Raw genomic sequence first — 21,752 nt, forward strand, 5'->3', positions numbered from 1 at the left:
CTGCGGCGTCCCATGATGATCGGCAAGATCCACCGGGCGACCGTGACCCAGGCGAACCTCCACTACGTCGGCTCGATCACGGTCGACTCCGACCTGCTCGACGCCGCGGACCTCTACCCCGGCCAGCAGGTCGACGTCGTCGACGTCACCAACGGGTCCCGGCTGACGACGTACGTGATCCCCGGGGCGCGCGGGGCCGGGGAGATCTGCATCAACGGCGCCGCGGCCCACCACGTGCGCCCCGGCGACACGGTGATCCTCATCGCCTACGGGACCATGTCCACGGCCGACGCCCGGACGTTCCTGCCGAACGTCGTGTTCGTCGACAAGCAGAACAGGATCGTCGAGGTCTCCGACGAGCCGGGCCAGGTCCCCGAGGGCTACGACCTCGAGCCCAGCGGTCTGCCGATCCACGACCTCCAGGTGCCGGTGACGGTCGAGTGACCCTGGGGACGCGCGACGCGCCCGGCGCGCGCGCGACACCGCCGGGCACCGCTTCCGGCACTGCGGCCGGCGTGACGATCGGCCCTGCGCCCGGCGCCGTTCGCGGCATGGTGCCCGGTGGACCCGGGCCGGCCCCCGTGCGGCTCGCGCGCTCGCTCGTCGCCCCCGAGGCCGGGTGGACGACGACGGCCGACGCGATCGTGGTCGGGTCAGGGATCGCAGGGCTCACCGCCGCGCTCGAGCTGCGCACGCGGGTGCCGCACGTGCTGGTCGTGACCAAGGCGCGGCTGGCGTCCGGGTCGACGCCGTGGGCGCAGGGCGGGATCGCGGCGGCCCTCGACCCGGAGGACTCGCCCTCGGCGCACCTCGCCGACACGCTCGTGGCCGGCGCCGGGGTCTGCGACGAGGAGGCGGTCGAGGTCCTCGTCACCGAGGGGCCGGGTCGGGTCCGTGAGCTCGTCGACCGCGGCGCGGTGTTCGACCGGGACCAGGACGGCGGGATCGCCCTCACCCGCGAGGGTGGGCACCACGCCGACCGGATCGCGCACGCCGGCGGGGACGCGACGGGCGCCGAGATCTCTCGGGCCCTGGTCGCCCAGATCGAGGCGGTCCGGCACGACCCGGGCATCGAGGTGATCGAGAACGCGCTGGTCCTCGACGTGCTGACCGACGCCCGCGGGGCGGCGTGCGGCGTCACGCTGCACGTGCGGGGCGAGGGCTCCCGGGACGGCGTGGGGCGCGCGCTCGCGGGCGCGGTGATCCTCGCGACCGGTGGGATCGGCCAGGCGTTCCGCTCGTCGACCAACCCGGCGCTCGCCACCGGCGACGGGGTCGCGGCGGCGCTCCGCGCCGGGGCTCGTGTCGGGGATCTGGAGTTCGTCCAGTTCCACCCGACGGTCCTGTGGCTGGGGTCGGGCGCCAAGGGCCAGCTGCCGCTGATATCCGAGGCCGTGCGGGGCGAGGGCGCCATGCTCCTCGACACGGACGGCGTGCGCTTCATGCCCGACGAGCACCCGATGGCCGAGCTCGCTCCGCGGGACGTGGTCGCGCAGGCGATCGTGCGGCGGATCGCGCAGACCGGGTCGGACCACGTGCTGCTCGACGCCCGCCACCTCGGTGCGAGCTTCTTGCGCGGTCGGTTCCCGACCATCACGACCCGCCTGCTCGCCGAGGGCATCGACCTCACGGAGCAGCCCGTCCCGGTGGCGCCGGCCCAGCACTACCACTCCGGCGGCGTCGTGACCGACACGCGGGGGCGCACCTCCGTCGACGGGCTGTACGCGGTCGGAGAGGTAGCGTGCACGGGTGTGCACGGTGCCAACAGGCTCGCCTCCAACTCGCTGCTCGAGGGGCTCGTGTTCGCCTGCCGGGCGGCGGACGACGTGATCGCGCGCGCCGGCCGCGGTGAGCTGCGCGGCTCCGAACCCGTGGACCGGCCGGGGCCGTCCGCGCTCGTGACCGCGGCCGCGCGGTCCAAGGTTCAGTCGCTCGCCTCCGACGGCTCGGGGCCGATCCGCGACGCCGCCGGGCTCGCCCGGGCGGCGCACGGTCTGGCGCGGATCCGCACGGACGCGCACCGCGGCGTCGGCGCCGCGTCGACGACGGGCCCCCAGGTCGCCGAGTGGGAGACCACCAACGTGCACCAGGTGGCCTCGCTGCTGACCCTCGCCTCGGCCACGCGGGAGGAGACCCGCGGCGGTCATTTCCGTGCCGACTTCCCGTCCTCGGACCCGGCCTGGGCCCGCCGCGTGACGCTCGCTCTGGACGAGGACGGCGTCGTCCAGGTCTCGTCATGAGCGCGCCACCTCCTGTGACGGAGCCGCCGGACCTGTCGCGCAGGGCGAGCCGGCGGCCCTCGGGCCGGCGTGCTCGGACCCGTCGTCCGGTGGCCCGACGCGGCCCGGGCCCGTCGCACGTCCGCCCGCCTACGCGCACGCTGTGGCGGCGCCGCGCGGCAGCGCTCGCCGGGCTGCTCGCCGTCGTGCTGGTGGTCGTCGTCGCGGTGACCTCCCTGGCGGGTCGCGGCGAGGAGAACGTGCCGCTCGCGGACGGGGGCGCGGTGGTCCCCGTCGGTGGCACGGACAGCACGGACAGCACCGGCAGCACGGAAAGCGCCGACGGCACGACCGTCGCGACGGGCGCGACGACGCGGAAGGCCCCGCCGCCGCCCGCGGCCGGCCCCGCGGTCCGCATCGACCCGCGCATCGAGCCGCGGTGGACCGAGCTCCGCGGCGAGGCAGGCTTCCTGGGCCTCCCCAGCGCTGCCGCGGACTGCACGCCCTCGGCGAGCGTCGCGACCTCCTGCGCGCAGGAGTTCGACGGCGGTTCGCTCGTGTGGCGGGCCGACGACGAGGACGCCGCGACCGCGACGTACGCGACCGGCGACATCCCCGACGGGGCGGTGCGGCTCGCCGAGGCGAACGACCCGGAGAGCACCTACGTCGTCGTCAACAAGCGCCGCGAGCTCGACCCCGTCGACTACGCGCCCGACACGGTCGCGATCGGCGGCCCGGACGGCGGGGGCCGCGTCCTGCGGGCCGACGCCGCCGAGGCGGTGGAAGACCTCCTGGCGGGCGTCCGCGAGGCAGGCATGCCGATGTACGCGCGCAGCGCATACCGCTCCTACGCGGAGCAGAGGTCGACCTACAGCTCATGGGTGTCCCGGCTCGGCAAGGAGCGGGCGGACGTCGAGTCGGCGCGCGCGGGGTACTCGGAGCACCAGACGGGGCTCGCCGCGGACCTCGTACCGAGCACCGGACCGTGCCGGGCCTACGGCTGCATGGCCGGGACCGACCAGGCCCGCTGGATCGAGGAGCACGCGTACGAGTACGGCCTGATCGTGCGGTTCCCCGAGGGCGCGCAGGACGTCACCGGGTACATCCACGAGCCGTGGCACGTGCGCTACGTCGGCAAGGCGCTGGCCGCGGACATGCGCGACGCGGGGGAGCCGGTGCTCGAGACCTACCTCGGGCTGCCGGCGGCGCCGGACTACGACTGACCGGACCTGTCGTGTCGCCCGGCCGCCGACCGGTCCGGCCGCCCGCCCACCGGCCGCTGTGCCGACCAGCCGCCGACCAGCCGCCGAGCCGACCGACCGCTGAACAGCCACACCGACGGCCCGCTGACCTGCCGCTCTCGGCTACGGTCGCGGGGTGAGCACTCCTGCCGGGCACCGATCACCCTCCCTCGTCGAACCGGGGCTCGACCCCGCCTGGATCCAGGCCGCAGTGACGGTCGCCCTCGACGAGGACCTCGGCCCCGCGCCGGGCCGGGACGTGACCACTCAGGCGACGATCCCCGCGACAGCGGAGGGCACCGCGCACCTCGTGGCACGCGAGGACGGCGTGCTCGCCGGTCTCGTCGTCATTACCGAAGTCGTACAGCAGGTGGCGGACCGGCTCGCGCTCCCCGTGCCCGAGGTGACCTTCGAGGCCCAGGACGGGGACGTCGTCCGACCCCGGCAGGTCCTCGCCGCGCTGACCGGACGCACGCAGGTCCTGCTCGTCGCCGAGCGCACGCTCTTGAACCTCGCCAGCCGCGCGTCGGGGGTGGCGACGGCGACCCACCGGTGGGCACGGGCGCTCGCGGGCACCGGAGCCACGGTCCTCGACACCCGCAAGACGACCCCTGGCCTCCGCGCGCTCGAGAAGTACGCGGTCCGGGCTGGCGGAGGGACGAACAAGCGGATGGGCCTGCACGACGTCGCCATGGTCAAGGACAACCACGTCGTCGCCGCGGGCTCGGTGGCCGCGGCGATCGCGGCGGTGCGCACGACGTTCCCCGACGTCCTCGTGCAGGTCGAGGCCGACACGGTCGCGCAGGCGATGGAGGCGATCGACTCGGGGGCCGACTTCCTGCTCCTCGACAACATGCCGACGCCGGTCCTGACCGACGCGGTCGCGGCGGTGCGGGCCCGGGAGGCGCAGACGGGGCGCGTGGAGCTCGAGGCGACGGGCAACCTCACGCTCGACCGGGCGCGGGAGGTCGCCGGCACGGGCGTCGACTACCTGTCGGTCGGCGCGCTCACCCACTCGGCGCCGATCCTGGACCTCGCGCTGGACCTGCAGGGCTGACGGCACGCTCGCCGCGGTGGCTGCGGCCCTCTCGTTGCGGCCCTGTGGCTGCAGCGGCGGTTCGGTCGTGGCGGCGGTCCGCGGCTACGGTCCGGAGCGCCGGGATCGGTAGGATCGTCCGGTGACTGCCGAGAACCCGAACCCTGCCGCCGACGCGACCGACGACCTCCCCGAGCAGGTGCGCATCCGTCGTGCCAAGCGCGACCGGATCCTCGACCAGGGCGGCGAGGCCTACCCGGTCGGCGTCGCCCGCACCCACAGCCTCGAGCAGGTGAACGCGCAGTGGGAGCACCTGGACACCGGCGAGGAGACCGACGACGTCGTGGGTGTCGCCGCGCGCGTCGTGTTCCTGCGCAACACCGGCAAGCTCTGCTTCGTCTCGCTGCAGGACGGCGAGGGCCGTCGTCTGCAGGTCATGCTCAGCCAGGCCGTCGTCGGGGAGGAGTCGCTCGCGCGGTTCAAGTCGGACGTCGACCTGGGCGACCACCTGTTCGCGCACGGTCGCGTGATCCGCTCCCGCCGCGGCGAGCTCAGCATCTTCGCCGACGACTGGCAGGTCGCGGCGAAGTCCCTGCGGCCCCTGCCGGTGCTGCACAAGGAACTCTCCGAGGAGGCGCGCGTCCGCCAGCGGTACGTCGACCTCATCGCCCGGCCGGAGGCGCGCGACATGGTGCGCACCCGTTCCGGGGTCATGCGGTCCCTGCGCGAGAACTTCCACGGCCGGGAGTTCCTCGAGATCGAGACGCCGATGCTGCAGACGATCCACGGCGGCGCCGCGGCACGGCCTTTCTCGACGCACATGAATGCCTATGACATCGAGCTGTTCCTGCGGATCGCCCCCGAGCTCTTTCTCAAGCGCGCCGTGGTCGGCGGGGTCGAGCGGGTATTCGAGATCAACCGGAACTTCCGGAACGAGGGCGCCGACTCCACGCATTCCCCGGAATTCGCGATGGTCGAGGCATATGAGGCCTACGGCGACTACGACACGATGGCCGCGCTGACGAAGGACCTCGTGCAGAAGGCGGCGCTCGACGTCCTCGGGACGACCACCGTCGTCCTCCCGGACGGCTCCGACTACGAGCTCGGCGGCGACTGGGCCGACCTCTCGCTGTACGACTCGCTGTCCGAGGCGCTGGGTGAGGAGATCACGCCGCAGACCGCCCGCGAGACCCTCGTCGCGCACGCGGACCGGCTCGAGGTCGGCTACGACCCCAAGTCCGCCACCCACGGCAAGCTCGTCGAGCTCCTGTGGGAGCACCTCGTGGGCGACCACCTCTGGGCGCCGACGTTCGTCCGCGACTTCCCGGTCGACACGTCGCCCCTGACGCGCGACCACCGCTCGAAGCCGGGGATCGTCGAGAAGTGGGACCTGTACGTGCGCGGGTTCGAGCTCGCGACGGCGTACTCCGAGCTCGTGGACCCGGTGGTGCAGCGGCAGCGGTTCGAGGAGCAGGCGCTGCTCGCGGCGGCGGGCGACGCCGAGGCGATGGTGCTCGACGAGGACTTCCTGACGGCGATGGAGTACGCGATGCCGCCGTCGGGCGGCATGGGCATGGGGATCGACCGGCTCCTCATGGCGCTGACCGGCCACGGCGTGCGCGAGACGATCCTCTTCCCGCTCGTGAAGCCGACGCGCTGAGCGCGGCGCGTAGGATACTCCTGTGAACATCTGGCCCGCCGTCGCCGCGCTGATCCCCTCGATCGGCGTGGGACTGCTCTTCTGGCTCGCCATGCGCGCGGTCATCCGCGCCGACCGCACCGAGCGTGCCGCGATGGCCCGCATGGATGCCGAGGACGCGGCCGCAGGGAGGGTCGTCGCGAGCACGGCCGTGGCGGAAGCTTCGGCGCGCGCTGCGAACCCCTCGTCCGGTGGCGACGATAATTCCGAGAATGCGACCACGGATTCCGCGCGGAACGCTTGAATTGTCCGCGGCCTTTTTGACCGTGCCAATCCGGCATGGCAAACTGGGAAATGACTTAGGACAATTCCCAGGAATCGAGGCTTTCGCATGGCTCAGAAGGTGCAAGTAATCTTGATCGACGACATCGACGAGGGTGCGGCAGAAGAGACGGTCACGTTCGCTCTCGACGGCGTCTCCTACGAGATCGATCTCAGCGCGGCGCACGCGACCGAGCTCCGGGACGCGTTCGGCACGTGGATCGGCCACGCACGCAAGGTCGGCACCAAGTCGGGCGCTCGCGCCGGACGGCCCCGCAAGGCGACGGGCGGGACCTCGAACGCGACCGCCGTCCGGGAGTGGGCACGCGAGAACGGGCACACCGTCAGCGAGCGCGGGCGCATCCCGGCCGACGTCCAGAAGGCCTACGACGCCGCGCACTGACCTGCCGGTCCGCGCAGCGGCCCACACCGTGGGCCGCTGACCCGGACCGCGAGCGCGACCCCGACGCCCTGCCGACCCGACCCGGTCGGCAGGGCGTCGTGCGTCGGTCCCGGCGGCCGATAGGGTCGCGGCATGACTACGTCGTCGACCCCTGCCCGGACCGCTCAGGTCGCGCGAGGTGAACGGGAGGACTCGGCCACCACGACAAGCCTGTGGATCGGTACGTACCCCGAGGCGGGCCCCGGTTCAGGCGTCGGCACCGGCGAGGGCGTCTGGCGGGTCGACGTCGACCGCGCCGGCGGGTTCGCGGGGCTGCGCCTGGTCTCCGAGGTCCCCTCCCCGTCGTTCCTGGCGCTGCACCCGAGCGGGCGCACCCTGTTCGCCGTCACCGAGACCGGCGACGGCCGGGTCAGCGCGCTGGGGCTCGACGCCGAGGGCGACGACCTCGAACCGCACCCCGACGCGGTCCTGCCCAGCGGGGGAGCCGACCCGTGCCACGTGCACGCCGAGCCCGACGCGCTGTGGGTGGCGAACTACAGCTCCGGGACCGTGTCCCGCTTCCCGGTGGACGACGGCGGGGCGTTCGACGGCGCGGCCGTCGTCGGGCAGCACACGGGCTCGGGGCCGGTGGCCGATCGTCAGGAGGGTCCGCACGCGCACTTCGTCGGTCGGGTGGGCGACGAGCTGTGGGCGGTCGACCTCGGCGCCGACCGCCTCGTGCGGTACGCGCCCGACGGCACGCGGGTCGGCGAGGTCGCGGTCCCCGCAGGCTCGGGCCCGCGTCACTTCGTCACGATGCCCGGGGCGGTGCTGGTCGTGTGCGAGCTCGACCCGGCCGTCCTCGTGGTCTCCCTGGGCGACGGCGAGGCCGCCGAGCCGGCGGTCGTCGCGCGCCACGACGTCGTCGCGATCCCCGCGGCGCAGGTGCCCGACGGCGTCCCCGTCCAGCCGTCCCACGTCGCCCTCGGCTCGGGCGGCGCCCGGATGTACGTCGCCGTCCGTGGCGTGGACGTCCTGTCCGCGTTCGAGGTGGTCACGAGTGAGGGCGCTCCCGAGGTCGCGCCCGTGCTGCGGCACCTCGCCGACTCGCCGATCGGCGGCGCGTGGCCGCGCCACTTCGCGGTGCTGGACCTGCCGGACGAGGACGGCGACCTCGTCGTCGTGGCGAACCAGGGCTCCAGCACCCTCGTGAGCCTGCGGGTCGGTGCCTCGGGGAGGCCGACGTCGTCGCGCAGGCGCACGTCCCGTCACCCGCCTGCGTCCTGCCGGTGCCCGCCGCCGGGTGATACTGGACGGATGCCGACGCTGCACGTCGCGATGCTCTCCGTCCACACCTCTCCGCTCGACCAGCCCGGCACCGGCGACGCCGGAGGCATGAACGTCTATGTCGTCGGGCTCGCCGAGGCTCTCGCGCGCCGCGGCGCCGAGGTCGAGATCTTCACGCGCGCGACGTCGTCCGACCAACCCCGGTCCCACCGGCTCTCGCCGGGGGTGACCGTGCGGCACGTCGCCGCGGGCCCGTACGAGGGGCTCGACAAGAACGACCTGCCCGGGCAGCTCTGCGCGTTCGCCGCCGGGGTGCTGCGGACCGAGGCCGGTCGCGAGGTCGGCTGGTACGACGTCGTCCACGCCCACTACTGGCTCTCCGGCGAGGTCGGCTGGCTCGTCGCGGACCGGTGGGACGTCCCGCTGGTGCAGTCGATGCACACGATGGCGCGCGTGAAGAACGCCGCCCTCGCCCCGGGGGACGCGCCCGAGCCCCTCGGCCGCATCATCGGGGAGGAGCAGGTCGTCGCCGAGGCCGACGCCCTCGTGGCCTCCACCGGCGCCGAGGCCGAGGATCTGGTCGACCACTACGGGGCGGTCCCGGAGGCCGTGCACGTCGTCGCGCCCGGGGTCGACCTCGCGACGTTCAGCCCCTCGCCGGCGGGCACCGACCGGGCGGCGCTGCGGGCGGACCTGATCGGCGGGCAAGGGCTGTCCGGACCGGGTGCGGGGCGGGACCGCGAGCCGGATCGGGACCCGGTGCCCGGGTCGGCCGAGAGCTCATCGGACCGTCCGCTCGTCCTGTTCGCCGGTCGCGTGCAGCCCCTCAAGGGCCCCGACGTGCTCGTCCGCGCGCTCGCCGTCATGCGCTCCGCGGGCGAGCCGGTGCCCCGCCTCGTCGTGCTCGGCGGGTCCTCCGGACGTTCGTCGTCGGTCCGCGAGCTCGAGGCGCTCGCCCACCAGGAGGGCGTCGCGGACGTCGTGTCCGTCCGACCGCCCGCGACCCGTGAGGAGCTAGCGCAGTGGTTCCGCGCGGCGGACGTGGTCGCGGTCCCGTCGCACAACGAGTCGTTCGGGCTCGTGGCGGCCGAGGCGCAGGCGTGCGGGACCCCGGTGCTCGCCGCGGCCGTCGGGGGCCTGCGCACCGTCGTGGAGGACGGCGTGACGGGCGTGCTCGTCGAGGACCACGACCCCGTCACGTGGGCGGCGGAGATCGGTGCGCTGCTCCGCGACGACGTGCGGCGCACGGCGCTCGGTGCGGGCGCCGTCGCGGCGCGCGACCGGTTCGGCTGGGACGTCGCCGCGGACCGGATGCTCGAGGTCTACGCCGCGGCGGGCGTCAGCCGACGCGCTCGGCGACGAGCACGGGGATGAGCCGGTCGGTCCGGGCGGCGTAGGCGTCGTAGTCGGGCCACACGGCGGTGCCGCGCTCCCACCAGGCCTGGCGCTCGGCGCCGTGCACCTCGCGCACCGTGTAGTCGTGCCGCTCGGCGGCGTCCTGCACCTCGACGTCCGGGTGGGCGAGCAGGTTGCGGTACCAGACCGGGTGCTTCGGGTCGCCACCCTTCGAGGCGAAGAGGGCGTAGCTGCCTTCGTGCTCGACGCGCATGAGCGGCACCTTGCGGACCTTCCCGGACGCGGCACCGAGCATCGTCACGACGACGATCGGGACGCCTCGCATGGTGTTGCCCTCGGCGCCGTGCGTGCGCTCGAACAGCTCGACCTGGTCGGCCGCCTGGCTGTGGGGACTGGGGACGTACTCTCCGGTGATCGGCATGTGTCCATTCAAGCACCGACGGCGGACCACCAGCCGGGACAGCACCTGCCACGACCCGACCGGCGGGGCATGATGGGCCCATGACATACACACTCGTGCTCCTGCGCCACGGCGAGAGCGAATGGAACGCCAAGAACCTCTTCACCGGCTGGGTCGACGTCCCGCTGTCGGAGGCCGGCACGGCCGAGGCCAAGCGGGGCGGCACCCTGCTGACGGACGCGGGCGTCCTGCCGGACGTCGTCCACACCTCGCTGCTGCGCCGCGCGATCATGACCTCGAACCTCGCGCTCGACGCAGCCGACCGCCACTGGATCCCGGTCAAGCGGAACTGGCGCCTCAACGAGCGCCACTACGGTGCGCTCCAGGGCAAGAACAAGAAGGAGACGCTCGAGGAGTACGGCAACGAGCAGTTCATGCTCTGGCGCCGTTCGTACGACACGCCGCCGCCCGAGATCGAGCTGGGCAGCGAGTACTCGCAGGACTCGGACCCGCGCTACGCCGACGCCCCGGTCGTCAAGACCGAGTGCCTCAAGGACGTGCTCGAGCGCGCGCTGCCGTACTGGGACGGTGAGATCGTCCCCGACCTCAAGGCCGGCAAGACGGTGCTCGTCGCGGCCCACGGCAACTCGCTGCGCGCGATCATCAAGCACCTCGACGGCATCTCCGACGAGGACATCGCCGGCCTCAACGTGCCGACGGGTATCCCGCTGCTCTACGAGCTGGACGAGGACCTGAAGCCGGTCACCAAGGGCGGGCAGTACCTCGACCCGGCGGCCGCCGCCGACGCGATCGCCGCGGTCGCGAACCAGGGTCGCTGACCTCGGTCACCGCTGCCGCTACGACGACGGCCCCGCACCCTCGAAGGGTGCGGGGCCGTCGTCGTAACGGACTGTGCGGTCAGTGCGTGGTCGTCCCCGAGGTCGGGGTCTCCATCGCGGCGTCCGAGAACTCGCCGGTGACGAGGAACGTGACGCGCTCGGCGATCGACACCCCGTGGTCGCCGAAGCGCTCGTAGTAGCGGCTCAGGAGCGTCACGTCGACCGTCTCCTGGGTGCTGCCGCTCCACTCGCCGCCGAGCATCGCGGCGAAGTTGCCGGTGTGGAGCTCGTCCAGCACGTCGTCGTTCTGCTCGATCTGCGCCGCGCTCTCGAGGTCGCGGGTCTGGAGAAGGCTCTCGACGCGGCGGGCGACGCCCGTCGCCGCCTCGTGCATCCGCGTGAACTCGTCGACGAGCGACGGGACCGCGACGACGGGGTAGCGGCCGCGGGCGACCTGGGCGATGTGACGGGCGAGGTCGCCCATCCGCTCCAGGGTCGCGCTCATGCGCAGCGCGCTGACGACGACCCGCAGGTCGGTCGCGACCGGCGCCTGCTGCGCGAGGAGGAGCACGCAGCGGGAGTCGAGCTCGCGCTCGATCTCGTCGATGGCCTGGTCGGCGACGATGACCTCCTGGGCCAGCGCCAGGTCGGAGCCGAGGAGCGCTCGCCCCGCCTTGTCGATCGCCTGGGCGACGAGCGAGCTCATCTCCACGAGGTCGTCGCCGACCTGCTTCAGCTCTGCCTCGAAGATCTCGCGCATGTGTTGCCCCTCCACAGGAGCCCGGAGGCTCCCTCATCGTGTCCTGACGCCCGGTCGAGCGCCGCTGCGACCGTCGGCGCGGGTCCGGACGTCGCTGAGCGCCGGGGGACCGGACGGTCGTCTCCGCGCGGTCGTCGCGCGGACGCGCCCAGTGTGACACCTGCACTAGAGTCTGTGCAGGCGCGGGGGTGAACCCGGGGGCCCTCCGGGTGAACAGTCGGTGACATGTGTGGCCGGACCGCTCCCGGGCCGCATCGTTCGTCGGGCCGGAGCCGCTCGCCCCCGTAGGCTGACGACGTGATCGGGGAGGCCGAGGGTGTCATCAACGGCGTGAGCGTGCTCGCCGCCGGCATCGTCGGCGTCGTGGTCGGCGTGGTCGCCGCCATCGCCTTCCGGTTCAGCGAGCGCGTGCAGAAGGCCCAGCCCGAGGAGCCGTCGTCGGAGCTCGACGAAGGGCTGATCCGCGTCCTGGCCGTCCTGAGGTCCGCTGCGGTCGTCCTCGACGGCGACGGCGAGGTGCTGCGGGCGAGCCCGCCCGCGTACGCCCTGGGCGTGGTGCGGGACGACGCGATCGCCCACGCCTCGATCCGGGAGCTGGTCGACGCCGTCCGCCGGGACGGGGTGATCCGCGACGAGGAGCTCGACCTGCCGCGCGGGCCCGCGGGCCGCGGCATGGTCGTCCTGCAGGTCCGCGTCGCGCAGATCTCGCCCGACCACATCCTCGTCTTCGCCGAGGACCGCACCGAGGCCCGCCGGGTCGAGATGATCCGGCGCGACTTCGTCGTCAACGTCTCGCACGAGCTCAAGACGCCCGTCGGGGCGCTCGCGCTGCTGGCCGAGACCGTGCAGGACGCGGCGGACGACCCGGTCGCGGTGCGACGGTTCAGCGAGCGGATGCAGCGGGAGGCCAAGCGCCTCTCCGCGCTCGTGCACGAGATCATCGAGCTGTCGCGGCTGCAGGTCGCGGGGGCCCTCCAGGAGGTCGCCGTCGTCGAGGTCCGGGGCGTGGTCGAGGAGGCCGTCGACCGGTCCCGGACCGCTGCGCAGGCCAAGGGGATCACCATCGCCGCCGGCGGGGCGCTCGACACGACCGTGTACGGCGACCACGGGCTGCTCGTCACCGCGCTGCGGAACCTCCTCGACAACGCCGTCTCCTACTCCGGCTCCGGCACCCGTGTCGGGGTCGGGGTGTCCGTCGAGGACGACGGCCTGGTGCAGATCGCCGTGGTGGACCAGGGGATCGGTATCGCCCCGGAGGCCCGGGAGCGCGTCTTCGAACGGTTCTACCGGGTCGACCCCGCACGGTCGAGGGACACCGGCGGGACCGGTCTGGGGCTCAGCATCGTCAAGCACGTCGCGGCCGACCACGGCGGGGACGTCACGATGTGGTCCGAACCCGGTCGAGGCTCCACCTTCACGCTCCGGATCCCCTCGGCGCAGAACGCGCGCCCCGACCAGGACCTCGGGCCGGTGGTCGAGAACCCCGCGGACGGCGGGGCGACGCGAGAACCACAGCAGGACAGCGCGCGAGCGACACCGACGACAGACGACGCAACGACGGAGAAGGAGGTGGGTGCGTGACGCGCATCCTGGTGGTCGAGGACGAGGAGTCGTACCGCGACCCGTTGACGTACCAGCTCGAGCGGGAGGGCTACGAGGTCGCAGCGGCGGCGGACGGGATCGCGGGTCTCACGGCGTACGACGAGGGCGGCGCCGACATCGTGCTGCTCGACCTCATGCTGCCAGGGCTCAGCGGGACGGAGGTGTGCCGCGAGCTCCGTCTGCGCGGCGACGTGCCCGTCATCATGCTGACGGCCAAGGACTCCGAGATCGACAAGGTCGTGGGGCTCGAGCTCGGGGCGGACGACTACGTTACCAAGCCGTACTCGTTCCGCGAGCTCCTCGCGCGCGTCCGCGCGGTGCTCCGCCGTCGCGGCGGAGAGGTCCAGAGCGTCGAGACCTCCGACGACGACTCGTCGCTCACGGTCGGGCCGGTGGATCTGGACGTCGACCGTCACACGGTCACCGTGCGCGGCGAGGCGGTGGCCTTCCCGCTGAAGGAGTTCGAGCTGCTGGAGCTGCTGCTGCGCAACGCGGGGCGGGTCCTGACGCGGGGCCAGCTCATCGACCGGGTCTGGGGTCCGACTACGTCGGGGACACCAAGACGCTCGACGTCCACGTCAAGCGGATCCGCGCGAAGATCGAGAGCGACCCCTCGTCGCCGACCCTCCTGGTGACGGTGCGCGGCCTCGGCTACAAGATCGAGGACGACGAGGTCTGACCGTCCCGGCCGGCCCGTCCCGGCCGGCCCGTCCCGGCCGGCTTCCCGGCAGTGACGGGTCCAGGCCTGACCGGCCGGGCCGCGAGGTCGAGGACGACCTCGCGGCAGGCTGCCCGTGCGAATTCTGGTGTGACCAAGGGCACAGCGCGAGCGGAGATCGCCCGGACGTGCTGAGCGGCCAGGCACTGTTCACCCTCCGTTCACCCTCGTGGCCCGTGCGCTTCACTCACCATCCTTAGCGTCGGGCACGTCAACGGCACCTGCCGTGACGACCGACGCTGAACAGGATGGAACGACACGTGAAGCTCAGCCGAATCTCCCGCGTGGGTACCGCAGTCGCCGTGGGCGCGCTCGCACTCACTCTGACCGCGTGCGGCTCGGACGACCCGGTCGGCGACGCCGCGGGTGGCGACGACAGCGCTGCGACCTCGGACGAGGCGACGCTCAGCGGCTCGCTCAACGGTGCCGGTGCCAGCTCCCAGGAGGCCGCGATGAACGCGTGGCGTGCCGGGTTCCAGAGCGCCCAGCCCGACGTGACCGTCAACTACGACCCCATCGGCTCGGGCGGTGGCCGCACGAACTTCATCGAGGGCGCGACGTCGTTCGCCGGCTCCGACGCGGCGCTGGACGACGAGGAGATCGTCGACGCGCAGGCACGCTGCCTCGACGGCGACGTCCTCGAGCTCCCCATGTACATCAGCCCCATCGCGGTGATCTTCAACCTCGAGGGCGTCGACCAGCTCAAGCTCGACGCTCCGACGATCGCGGGGATCTTCAACGGCGACATCACGAGCTGGGACGACCCGGCGATCGCCGAGCAGAACCCTGACGCGACGCTCCCCGCCACGGCCGTCACCCCCGTGAACCGCTCGGACGAGTCCGGCACCACGGAGAACTTCACGGAGTACCTCGTCGCGGCGGCGGGCGACGCCTGGCCGCACGAGGCCTCCGGCGACTGGCCCGTCTCGGGCACCCAGTCGGCCCAGGGCACCTCCGGTGTCGTGCAGACGGTCCAGGGCGGCGACGGGACGATCGGCTACGCCGACGCGTCGCAGGCCGGCGACCTCGGCACGGTCGAGGTGAAGGTCGGCGAGGAGTACGTCCCGTACTCCCCGGAGGCCGCCGCCAAGGTCGTGGACGCCTCGGAGAACATCGAGGGTCGCGGTCAGTACGACTTCGCGCTCGAGCTCGCTCGCGACACGACCGAGTCGGGCGCCTACCCGATCGTCCTCGTGTCGTACCACCTCGCGTGCGCCCAGTACGAGGACCAGGCCGAGGCCGACCTCGTCAAGGGCTTCCTCGGCTACGTCGCGAGCCCCGAGGGCCAGGAGGCCTCGGCCTCCGCCGCTGGGTCCGCGCCGATCTCCGACGCGCTCCGCACCGAGGTCACCACCGCGATCGACGCCATCGGCGTCAAGTGATCGTCGCCGGCCCCGCCCGCGGGGCCGGCACCGTCGGGGGCTGACGCACGACGCCCCGTCGCAGCAGCAACTGCAGGGCACGCCGCCGGTGGCCGGGTCGGGACTCCGACCGGGTCACCGGCATCGGCGTGACACGCCCCGGCGTCCGGGGCAGGATCGGTAGGACGGCACCACCAGCGACGTGAGCGTGACCCTCGGGCAGGCGCTCGGACCACAGAAGGAGCTTCCGTGACCACCACGGCACAGCAGGACGCACCGCGCGTGCGTACGCGACGCCGACGCTCGAGCGACCGTGGCGTCAACCGAGCGTTCCGCATCACCGCCACCGGTGCCGGGGCGCTGATCCTCGCGGTCCTCGCCGCGGTCGCGATCTTCCTCGTGATCGAGGCGTGGCCGTCGATCAGCGCCGGGAGCGAGACTCTCGCCGAGAGCATCTCGTGGTTCCCCGAGGACGCGAACCTCCTGACGTTCGTGGGCCCGCTGGTCTTCGGCACGCTCCTCGGCTCGGCGCTGGCCATGCTCATCGCGGTGCCGCTCGCCATCGGCATCGCGCTCTTCATCTCGCACTACGCGCCGCGCCGCATGGCGCAGGCGCTCGGCTACGTCATCGACCTGCTGGCCGCCATCCCCTCGGTGGTCTACGGGCTCTGGGGCGCGATCGTCGTGACGCCGGTCGTGCAGCCGGTCTGGGAGTGGTTGTCCTCGACCCTCGGGTGGATCCCGCTCTTCGCGGGGCCTGCGGCGAACCCGGCGCGCGTCATGCTCACGGTCGCGGTCGTCCTGGCGGTGATGATCCTGCCGATCATCACCGCGGTCAGCCGCGAGGTGTTCCTCCAGACCCCGCGCCTGCACGAGGAGGCCGCGCTGGCCCTCGGGGCGACGCGCTGGGAGATGATCCGCACGGCGGTCCTGCCGTTCGCCCGCTCCGGGATCATCTCCGCGTCGATGCTGGGCCTCGGCCGCGCGCTCGGCGAGACGATGGCGGTGCTCATGATCCTGTCGCCCGGGGCCATGTACTCGTTCGCGGTGCTGCAGGCCGGTCAGCAGCAGACGATCGCGGCGAACATCGCCGCGCAGTACCCCGAGGCCTCGGGCCTCGGCGTGAGCACCCTGATCGCCACCGGGCTCGCACTCTTCGTCATCACCATGGCCGTGAACATGGCCGCGCGTGCGATCGTCGCGCGTCGCAAGGACTTCTCGGGGGCCAACTGACATGACCGCCACCACAGCTTCCCCGCAGCCGGCCGCGCCCCGCTCGGACCGCTCCGACGAGGTGCGCAAGGCGCTCCGCACGGTCGACACCGGGCGCCGCCGCAAGGACCGCGCGATGCAGGTCGTCGTGTACGTCGCCTTCGCGCTGGCCGTGATCCCGCTGATCTCGGTCGCCTGGACGGTCCTGTCCAACGGGATCGAGCGGTTCGACTGGTACTTCCTCACGCACTCGATGCGCGGGGTGTTCGGCGGCATGGACGCCGGCGGGATCTACCACGCGATCGTCGGCACGTTCGAGATCACGCTCGGCGCCACGATCATCTCGGTGCCCATCGGGATCCTGACGGCGATCTACCTCGTCGAGTACGGCCGGGGTTCGCTGGCACGATCGGTGACGTTCTTCGTCGACGTCATGACGGGCATCCCGTCGATCGTCGCCGGTCTGTTCGCCTACGCGCTCTTCGCGGTCTTCTTCGGCCCCGGCATCAGCATGGGCATCATGGGTTCGATCGCCCTGTCCGTGCTGATGATCCCGGTGGTCGTGCGGTCGACCGAGGAGATGCTCAAGCTCGTCCCCAACGAGCTCCGCGAGGCGTCCTACGCGCTCGGGGTGCCCAAGTGGCTGACCATCGTCAAGGTCGTGTTGCGCACCGCCACGGCCGGGATCGTCACGGGTGTCATGCTCGCGGTCGCCCGCGTCATCGGTGAGACCGCCCCGCTGCTGATCACGGTCGGTGTCATCGACTCGATCAACTTCAACCTCTTCGACGGTCGCATGATGACGCTCCCGGTGTACGTCTACCGCCAGTACTCGCAGGGCTACGTGCCGTGCAACGATGCTTCTGCGGTCTGCATCCCGGAGATCAACTTCGACCGCGCCTGGGCGGCGGCCCTGACGCTGATCCTCATCGTCATGGTCCTCAACATCCTCGCGCGGCTCGTCTCGCGCTACTTCTCACCCAAGATCCGCTGACGGTCCGGCAGCTGCGCGGGCACGACCCGCGCAGCCCCCGGCAGCGCACCACGACACAGCAGACGAGCAGCTCTGCACGACACTCTCGGCACAGACAAGGAACCAGACGATGGCACAGCGCATCGACGTGAAGGACCTGAACATCTTCTACAGCGACTTCCTCGCCGTCGAGGACGTCAGCATGGCGATCGAGCCGAAGTCGGTGACCGCGTTCATCGGGCCGTCGGGCTGCGGCAAGTCGACCTTCCTGCGCACCCTCAACCGCATGCACGAGGTCATCCCCGGTGCGCGCGTCGAGGGCACGGTCGCCATGGAGGGCGTCGACCTCTACGGGGACGACGTCGACCCGGTCGCCGTCCGCCGTCAGGTCGGCATGGTCTTCCAGCGGCCCAACCCGTTCCCGACGATGTCGATCGAGGAGAACGTCCTCGCCGGCGTCCGCCTCGTGAACAAGAAGATCTCCAAGTCCGACGCCGCCGACCTGGTGGAGGAGTCGCTGCGCCACGCGAACCTGTGGGAAGAGGTCAAGGACCGGCTCGCGAAGCCCGGGTCCGGCCTCTCCGGCGGTCAGCAGCAGCGGCTGTGCATCGCGCGCGCGATCGCGGTGCGCCCGCAGGTGCTCCTGATGGACGAGCCGTGCTCGGCCCTCGACCCGATCTCGACCCTCGCGATCGAGGACCTCATCACCGAGCTCAAGCAGGACTACACGATCTGCATCGTCACGCACAACATGCAGCAGGCGGCGCGCGTGAGCGACCGGACCGGCTTCTTCAACATCGCCGGCACCGGCAAGCCGGGCAAGCTCATCGAGATGGACGACACCGGCGTGATGTTCTCGTCCCCCAGCGAGCAGGCGACCGAGGACTACATCTCGGGTCGCTTCGGCTGATCGTCGGACGACGCGGCGCGGGCCGGGGCCTCAGGGTCACCCGTCCCGCGGGTCGCGACGCGGATCCTGGGTGACCGGCACCCGACGAACGACGGCGGTCCCTCCCGAGAGCTGAGCTCTCCGGGAGGGACCGCCGTCGTCGTTCGTCCTCGGGTGCGCGTCGGCCGATGCCCGGGCCGTGTCGGCCGTGTCGGCCGTGCCGGGCCGTGCCGGGCCGTGCCAGGCGCGTCAGGCGTCGTCGGCGGGGAGCGAACCCTCGTACTCGGGCAGGGTGCCGTCCAGGACCGGCACCGCGAGCTCCTCGGCGGCCTCGCCGCTGGTGAGCTGCAGGGGGAGCAGCGCCCCCGGCTCGGCCACGACCTGGTCGATGGCCCCGTCCTCGCCGTCGTCGGTACCGATGTAGACGGTCCCCCGGCCGGGACCTGGTAGCTCACGGGCGCGGAGCCGTCGGGCGTCACCTGGACGGTGGCGTCGTCGGTGCCGTCGTTCGTGAAGGCGCCGTGCAGCTCGCCCGGGGCGCCGCCGCCCTCGGAGATCACGAGCAGGTTGATGCCCCGCACGTCGCCGAGGTCACGCGTGGCGAGACCGTCGGACGCCGAGTACTCGAGGTCCGTCGTGACCGGTGCGCAGCCCGCGAGGAGCGCGGCTGCGGCGACCGGGACGGCGACGATGGAGCGGCGGAGCGCGCCAGGTCGTGCGGTGGCGGTGCGGGTCGTGCGGGTCACGGGCTCTCCAAGGTGCTGGCGTCCGGGTGTGCTGCTCGGATCTGCTGGTCGGCTGTGCTGCTCAGGTGCTGCTCGGGCCGGTGCGCGCTGCGCACCGGGGGCCCGGGGTCAGCCTAGTGGATCGGTGGTGGATCGGGCCGTCCGCCCAGGTCGTGGCCGGTCGTGGCCGCTGTCGAGGCGGCGTCGCAGCAGGCGTCGCAGCAGGCGTCGTCCCAGGAGCGCGTGACGGTCCCGTGGAGGCCCCGTGATAGAATTTGGTGCCGCGAAAGGGGACACACAGCCGATGACGTTCACAGTAGGCGAGACAGTTGTCTACCCTCACCACGGGGCCGCGCTGATCGAGGAGATCAAGACGCGCACCATCCGCGGTGAGGACAAGACCTACCTCAAGCTCAAGGTCGCACAGGGTGACCTGACCATCGAAGTCCCAGCAGAGAACGTCGACCTCGTCGGCGTCCGTGACGTCGTGGGCCAGGAGGGCCTCGACAAGGTGTTCGAGGTGCTGCGCGCCCCGTACACCGAGGAGCCGACCAACTGGTCGCGCCGGTACAAGGCCAACCTCGAGAAGCTCGCCTCGGGCGACGTGATCAAGGTCGCGGAGGTCGTGCGCGACCTGTCGCGTCGGGACGCGGACCGCGGGCTCTCCGCCGGCGAGAAGCGGATGCTCGCCAAGGCGCGGCAGATCCTCGTCTCCGAGCTCGCGCTCGCAGAGCACACGGAGGAGAGCAAGGCCGAGACGATCCTCGACGAGGTCCTCGCCTCCTGACGAACCACCGAGCCGGCGCTCGACAGCCCCGGACTCCATGAACGACGGCGACCCCCGGCTCCGGCCGACGGGTCGCCGTCGTCGTTCGTCCGCTAGCGTGTCGCCGGTGACGACCCTGGCCATCGTGACCGCCGCCGGCTCGGGCACGCGGCTCGGTCGCGACGTGCCGAAGGCCCTGGTCCCGCTCGGCGGCGTCGCGATCGTCGGGCGGGCTGCGGCAGCGCTCGGGCGCTCGGGGGTCGTCGACCTCGTGGTGGTCACCGCACCCCCGCTGCGATCGAGGCCGTCCGCGAGGCCGTGGCCGCCGCGCCGGGGAGCGCGGACCCGAGCGGTGCGGCCGTCCTCGTGGTCCCGGGGGCAGCGACCCGCCGCGACTCCGTCGCTGCCGGCCTCGCCGCCGGTCTCGAGGCTCTTCCCGGGTGCGAGGTCGTCCTCGTGCACGACGCCGCCCGGCCCCTGGTGCCCGCGGACCTGGTCGTCCGCGTGGACCGCGCGGTGCGCTCGGGGCACGACGCGGTGATCCCCGTCGTGCCGGTGACCGACACGGTGAAACGCGTGGCGGCGGCACCCGGTGCGGGGTCGGCGGTCACGCACGTGGTCGAGTCGACGCCCGACCGGGACCTGCTCCGTGCGGTCCAGACGCCCCAGGGGTTCCGGGTCGGGGTGCTCGTCGACGCCCACGCCGCGGTCCGGGGTGACGGCTCCGAGGCGACGGACGACGCGGGTCTCGTCGAGGCGCTCGGGCTGCCGGTGTGGTGCGTCCCGGGCGACGAGCGGGCAATGAAGATCACGACCGAGCGCGACCTCCGGGTCGCCGAGATGCTGCTCCGGGAGGGCGCATGAGCGACCCGAGCGACGGGCCCGGACGGCCGGACCCGTCAGCGGCGGTCCTGCCGCGCGTGGGCACCGGCATCGACGTCCACGCGTTCGTCCCGGAGGGGCAGGAGCGGGACCTCTGGATCGCGGGCCTGCACTGGCCGGGCGAGCGAGGTCTCGCGGGCCACTCCGACGCGGACGTGGTCGCGCACGCGGCGGCGGACGCGCTCCTGGCCGCCGCGGGCGTCGGGGACCTGGGCTCGAACTTCGGCACGTCGGAGCCCGAGTGGGCCGGAGCCGGCGGCGTCCGGCTCCTCGGCGAGGCCGCGCGTCGGGTCCGGGCCGCCGGGTTCGAGATCGGCAACGTGGCCGTGCAGCTCGTGGGCAACCGGCCACGCATCGGCGGTCGGCGGCGGGAGGCCGAGCAGCTCCTCGGGGAGGCGATCGACGCCACGGTGACGCTCTCGGCGACGACCACCGACGGTCTCGGCCTCACCGGCCGGGACGAGGGGATCGCCGCGATCGCGACGGCGCTCGTCGTGCCGGTCAGCCGACCGTGAGGGTCTCGGCGACCGCGCGCGCGGACTCGGCGCCGGCCGTGTCGCCCTGCCCGTAGGTGACGGTGACCACGGCCTGGTGAGCGGCGCCGTCCGACGACGTGTCGACGACGGTCGACTCCTGGGTGAGCGGCACCCCCTCGGTCTCGTGGCTGCCGATCACCTCGGCCGCGTCGAGCCCGGCGAACGTCGTGGGTCCCGCGTCCTGCGTGACCCAGCCGGTGAGGGCCCCGGAGGCGTAGTCCTCGATGGCGGCGGCCGCGTCGTCGACCGACCCCTGCGGGGCGTCGTCGGCCGTGACGACCACGCTCGGCCGGACCCCCGCGTCGCCGTAGCGCTCGTCGGACCGCAGGAAGTAGACGCCGTCCTGGGTCGTCGCGTCCCAGCCCGCGGGCGCGGTGACGGTCAGCGGGAGCTCCGAGCCGGGGACCTGGAACGTCCGCGTCCCGTCGCCGGTCGCCGCGTCCGCCTGCGCGTCCGACGACGGGGCGCCGCAGGCCGTCAGGGCGAGCGTGACGCCGGCCAGCGCCGTGAGCGCGACGCCGCGTCGTCGTGTCCCGCGCTCGCTCATCGGCGTCCTTCCTCGAGGTGGACCGCACGCACCGGGGCGTGGGGTGCGGCCCGGGCTGCTC

21 protein-coding genes and 3 pseudogenes are annotated in these 21,752 nt (G+C 72.9%); 20 read left to right on the forward strand and 4 right to left on the reverse strand.

The features are described 5' to 3' along the window. Positions 1-12: 12 nt before the first annotated feature. The 9 genes and pseudogenes from panD to QUE47_RS09380 all read left to right on the forward strand — a co-directional run bounded on the left by panD (position 13) and on the right by QUE47_RS09380 (position 9,499). A complete protein-coding gene (gene panD, locus QUE47_RS09340) occupies positions 13-444 on the forward strand; it encodes an aspartate 1-decarboxylase (protein WP_286219454.1) in 432 nt (143 codons plus the stop codon). Positions 445-551: 107 nt separating this feature from the next. Further along, positions 552-2,240 (forward strand): L-aspartate oxidase, encoded by a 1,689-nt coding sequence (locus tag QUE47_RS09345; RefSeq protein WP_286219455.1) that lies wholly within the window; start codon positions 552-554, stop codon positions 2,238-2,240. Between the two features lie 89 nt (positions 2,241-2,329). Continuing rightward, complete coding sequence (locus QUE47_RS09350) at positions 2,330-3,442, forward strand: M15 family metallopeptidase (RefSeq protein WP_286217068.1); 1,113 nt, start codon at positions 2,330-2,332, stop codon at positions 3,440-3,442. 154 nt (positions 3,443-3,596) lie between these two features. Further along, a complete protein-coding gene (gene nadC / locus QUE47_RS09355) occupies positions 3,597-4,517 on the forward strand; it encodes a carboxylating nicotinate-nucleotide diphosphorylase (RefSeq protein WP_286217069.1) in 921 nt (306 codons plus the stop codon). A 121-nt stretch (positions 4,518-4,638) separates the two neighbouring features. Beyond that, positions 4,639-6,156: a lysine--tRNA ligase gene (lysS, locus tag QUE47_RS09360; RefSeq protein ID WP_286217070.1), complete on the forward strand. Its 1,518-nt coding sequence runs from the start codon at positions 4,639-4,641 to the stop codon at positions 6,154-6,156. Between the two features lie 22 nt (positions 6,157-6,178). Next, positions 6,179-6,439 carry a hypothetical protein gene (locus QUE47_RS09365; protein ID WP_286217071.1) on the forward strand — a complete coding sequence of 87 codons (261 nt, stop codon included), beginning with the start codon at positions 6,179-6,181 and terminating at the stop codon, positions 6,437-6,439. Positions 6,440-6,526: 87 nt separating this feature from the next. Further along, the gene (locus QUE47_RS09370; protein ID WP_286217072.1) at positions 6,527-6,859 is read left to right on the forward strand and encodes a histone-like nucleoid-structuring protein Lsr2; all 333 of its coding nucleotides are present in this window, start codon (positions 6,527-6,529) and stop codon (positions 6,857-6,859) included. A gap of 132 nt (positions 6,860-6,991) precedes the next feature. Continuing rightward, positions 6,992-8,032 (forward strand): annotated as a pseudogene (locus QUE47_RS09375) (lactonase family protein); the annotation flags it as partial. Between the two features lie 123 nt (positions 8,033-8,155). Continuing rightward, positions 8,156-9,499, forward strand: a complete 1,344-nt coding sequence (locus QUE47_RS09380; protein ID WP_286219456.1) for a glycosyltransferase — start codon at positions 8,156-8,158, stop codon at positions 9,497-9,499. Here QUE47_RS09380 and QUE47_RS09385 read toward each other — a convergent pair. Next, positions 9,465-9,902, reverse strand: a complete 438-nt coding sequence (locus QUE47_RS09385) for a nitroreductase family deazaflavin-dependent oxidoreductase (protein ID WP_286217073.1) — start codon at positions 9,900-9,902, stop codon at positions 9,465-9,467. The genes QUE47_RS09380 and QUE47_RS09385 overlap by 35 nt on opposite strands. An 80-nt stretch (positions 9,903-9,982) precedes the next feature. On the opposite strand from QUE47_RS09385, the gene QUE47_RS09390 reads away from it, so the two are divergent. Next, entirely contained in the window at positions 9,983-10,720 is a 738-nt protein-coding gene (locus tag QUE47_RS09390; protein ID WP_286217074.1) for a phosphoglyceromutase, read from the forward strand. A 79-nt stretch (positions 10,721-10,799) separates the two neighbouring features. On the opposite strand, the gene phoU is transcribed toward QUE47_RS09390, so the two are convergent. Further along, on the reverse strand, positions 10,800-11,480 hold the full coding sequence (gene phoU / locus QUE47_RS09395; RefSeq protein WP_286217075.1) for a phosphate signaling complex protein PhoU: 681 nt from the start codon (positions 11,478-11,480) through the stop codon (positions 10,800-10,802). A gap of 297 nt (positions 11,481-11,777) precedes the next feature. On the opposite strand from phoU, the gene QUE47_RS09400 reads away from it, so the two are divergent. The 6 genes and pseudogenes from QUE47_RS09400 to pstB all read left to right on the forward strand — a co-directional run bounded on the left by QUE47_RS09400 (position 11,778) and on the right by pstB (position 18,256). Then, a complete protein-coding gene (locus QUE47_RS09400) occupies positions 11,778-13,061 on the forward strand; it encodes a sensor histidine kinase (RefSeq protein WP_286217076.1) in 1,284 nt (427 codons plus the stop codon). Continuing rightward, a pseudogene (locus tag QUE47_RS09405) lies at positions 13,058-13,761 on the forward strand (response regulator). Before QUE47_RS09400 ends, QUE47_RS09405 begins: the two are co-directional and overlap by 4 nt. Before the next feature lie 323 nt (positions 13,762-14,084). Continuing rightward, positions 14,085-15,182 (forward strand): phosphate ABC transporter substrate-binding protein PstS, encoded by a 1,098-nt coding sequence (gene pstS, locus QUE47_RS09410; protein ID WP_434019671.1) that lies wholly within the window; start codon positions 14,085-14,087, stop codon positions 15,180-15,182. A gap of 228 nt (positions 15,183-15,410) precedes the next feature. After that, positions 15,411-16,394: a phosphate ABC transporter permease subunit PstC gene (pstC, locus tag QUE47_RS09415; RefSeq protein WP_350227509.1), complete on the forward strand. Its 984-nt coding sequence runs from the start codon at positions 15,411-15,413 to the stop codon at positions 16,392-16,394. Between the two features lies 1 nt (position 16,395). Next, on the forward strand, positions 16,396-17,367 hold the full coding sequence (gene pstA / locus QUE47_RS09420) for a phosphate ABC transporter permease PstA (protein ID WP_286217078.1): 972 nt from the start codon (positions 16,396-16,398) through the stop codon (positions 17,365-17,367). A gap of 109 nt (positions 17,368-17,476) precedes the next feature. Continuing rightward, positions 17,477-18,256: a phosphate ABC transporter ATP-binding protein PstB gene (pstB, locus tag QUE47_RS09425; RefSeq protein WP_286217079.1), complete on the forward strand. Its 780-nt coding sequence runs from the start codon at positions 17,477-17,479 to the stop codon at positions 18,254-18,256. A 228-nt stretch (positions 18,257-18,484) separates the two neighbouring features. Here the strand turns inward: pstB and QUE47_RS09430 are convergent, their stop codons facing one another. Then, a complete protein-coding gene (locus QUE47_RS09430) occupies positions 18,485-18,613 on the reverse strand; it encodes a hypothetical protein (RefSeq protein WP_286217080.1) in 129 nt (42 codons plus the stop codon). 651 nt (positions 18,614-19,264) lie between these two features. Here QUE47_RS09430 and QUE47_RS09435 point away from each other — a divergent pair. The 4 genes and pseudogenes from QUE47_RS09435 (at position 19,265) to ispF (ending at position 21,123) form a co-directional block, all read left to right on the forward strand. After that, complete coding sequence (locus QUE47_RS09435) at positions 19,265-19,747, forward strand: CarD family transcriptional regulator (RefSeq protein WP_286217081.1); 483 nt, start codon at positions 19,265-19,267, stop codon at positions 19,745-19,747. Positions 19,748-19,784: 37 nt separating this feature from the next. Then, a pseudogene (locus tag QUE47_RS09440) lies at positions 19,785-19,964 on the forward strand (hypothetical protein); the annotation flags it as partial. A gap of 80 nt (positions 19,965-20,044) precedes the next feature. Further along, complete coding sequence (locus QUE47_RS09445) at positions 20,045-20,590, forward strand: IspD/TarI family cytidylyltransferase (protein WP_286217082.1); 546 nt, start codon at positions 20,045-20,047, stop codon at positions 20,588-20,590. Further along, entirely contained in the window at positions 20,587-21,123 is a 537-nt protein-coding gene (gene ispF, locus QUE47_RS09450) for a 2-C-methyl-D-erythritol 2,4-cyclodiphosphate synthase (protein ID WP_286217083.1), read from the forward strand. Before QUE47_RS09445 ends, ispF begins: the two co-directional genes overlap by 4 nt. On the opposite strand, the gene QUE47_RS09455 is transcribed toward ispF, so the two are convergent. Further along, entirely contained in the window at positions 21,110-21,691 is a 582-nt protein-coding gene (locus QUE47_RS09455) for an LpqN/LpqT family lipoprotein (protein WP_286217084.1), read from the reverse strand. The genes ispF and QUE47_RS09455 overlap by 14 nt on opposite strands. Positions 21,692-21,752 lie beyond the last annotated feature (61 nt).

This window comes from Paraoerskovia sediminicola (genome assembly GCF_030296575.1).
In the GTDB taxonomy this organism is placed as follows: Bacteria; Actinomycetota; Actinomycetes; order Actinomycetales; family Cellulomonadaceae; genus Paraoerskovia; species Paraoerskovia sediminicola.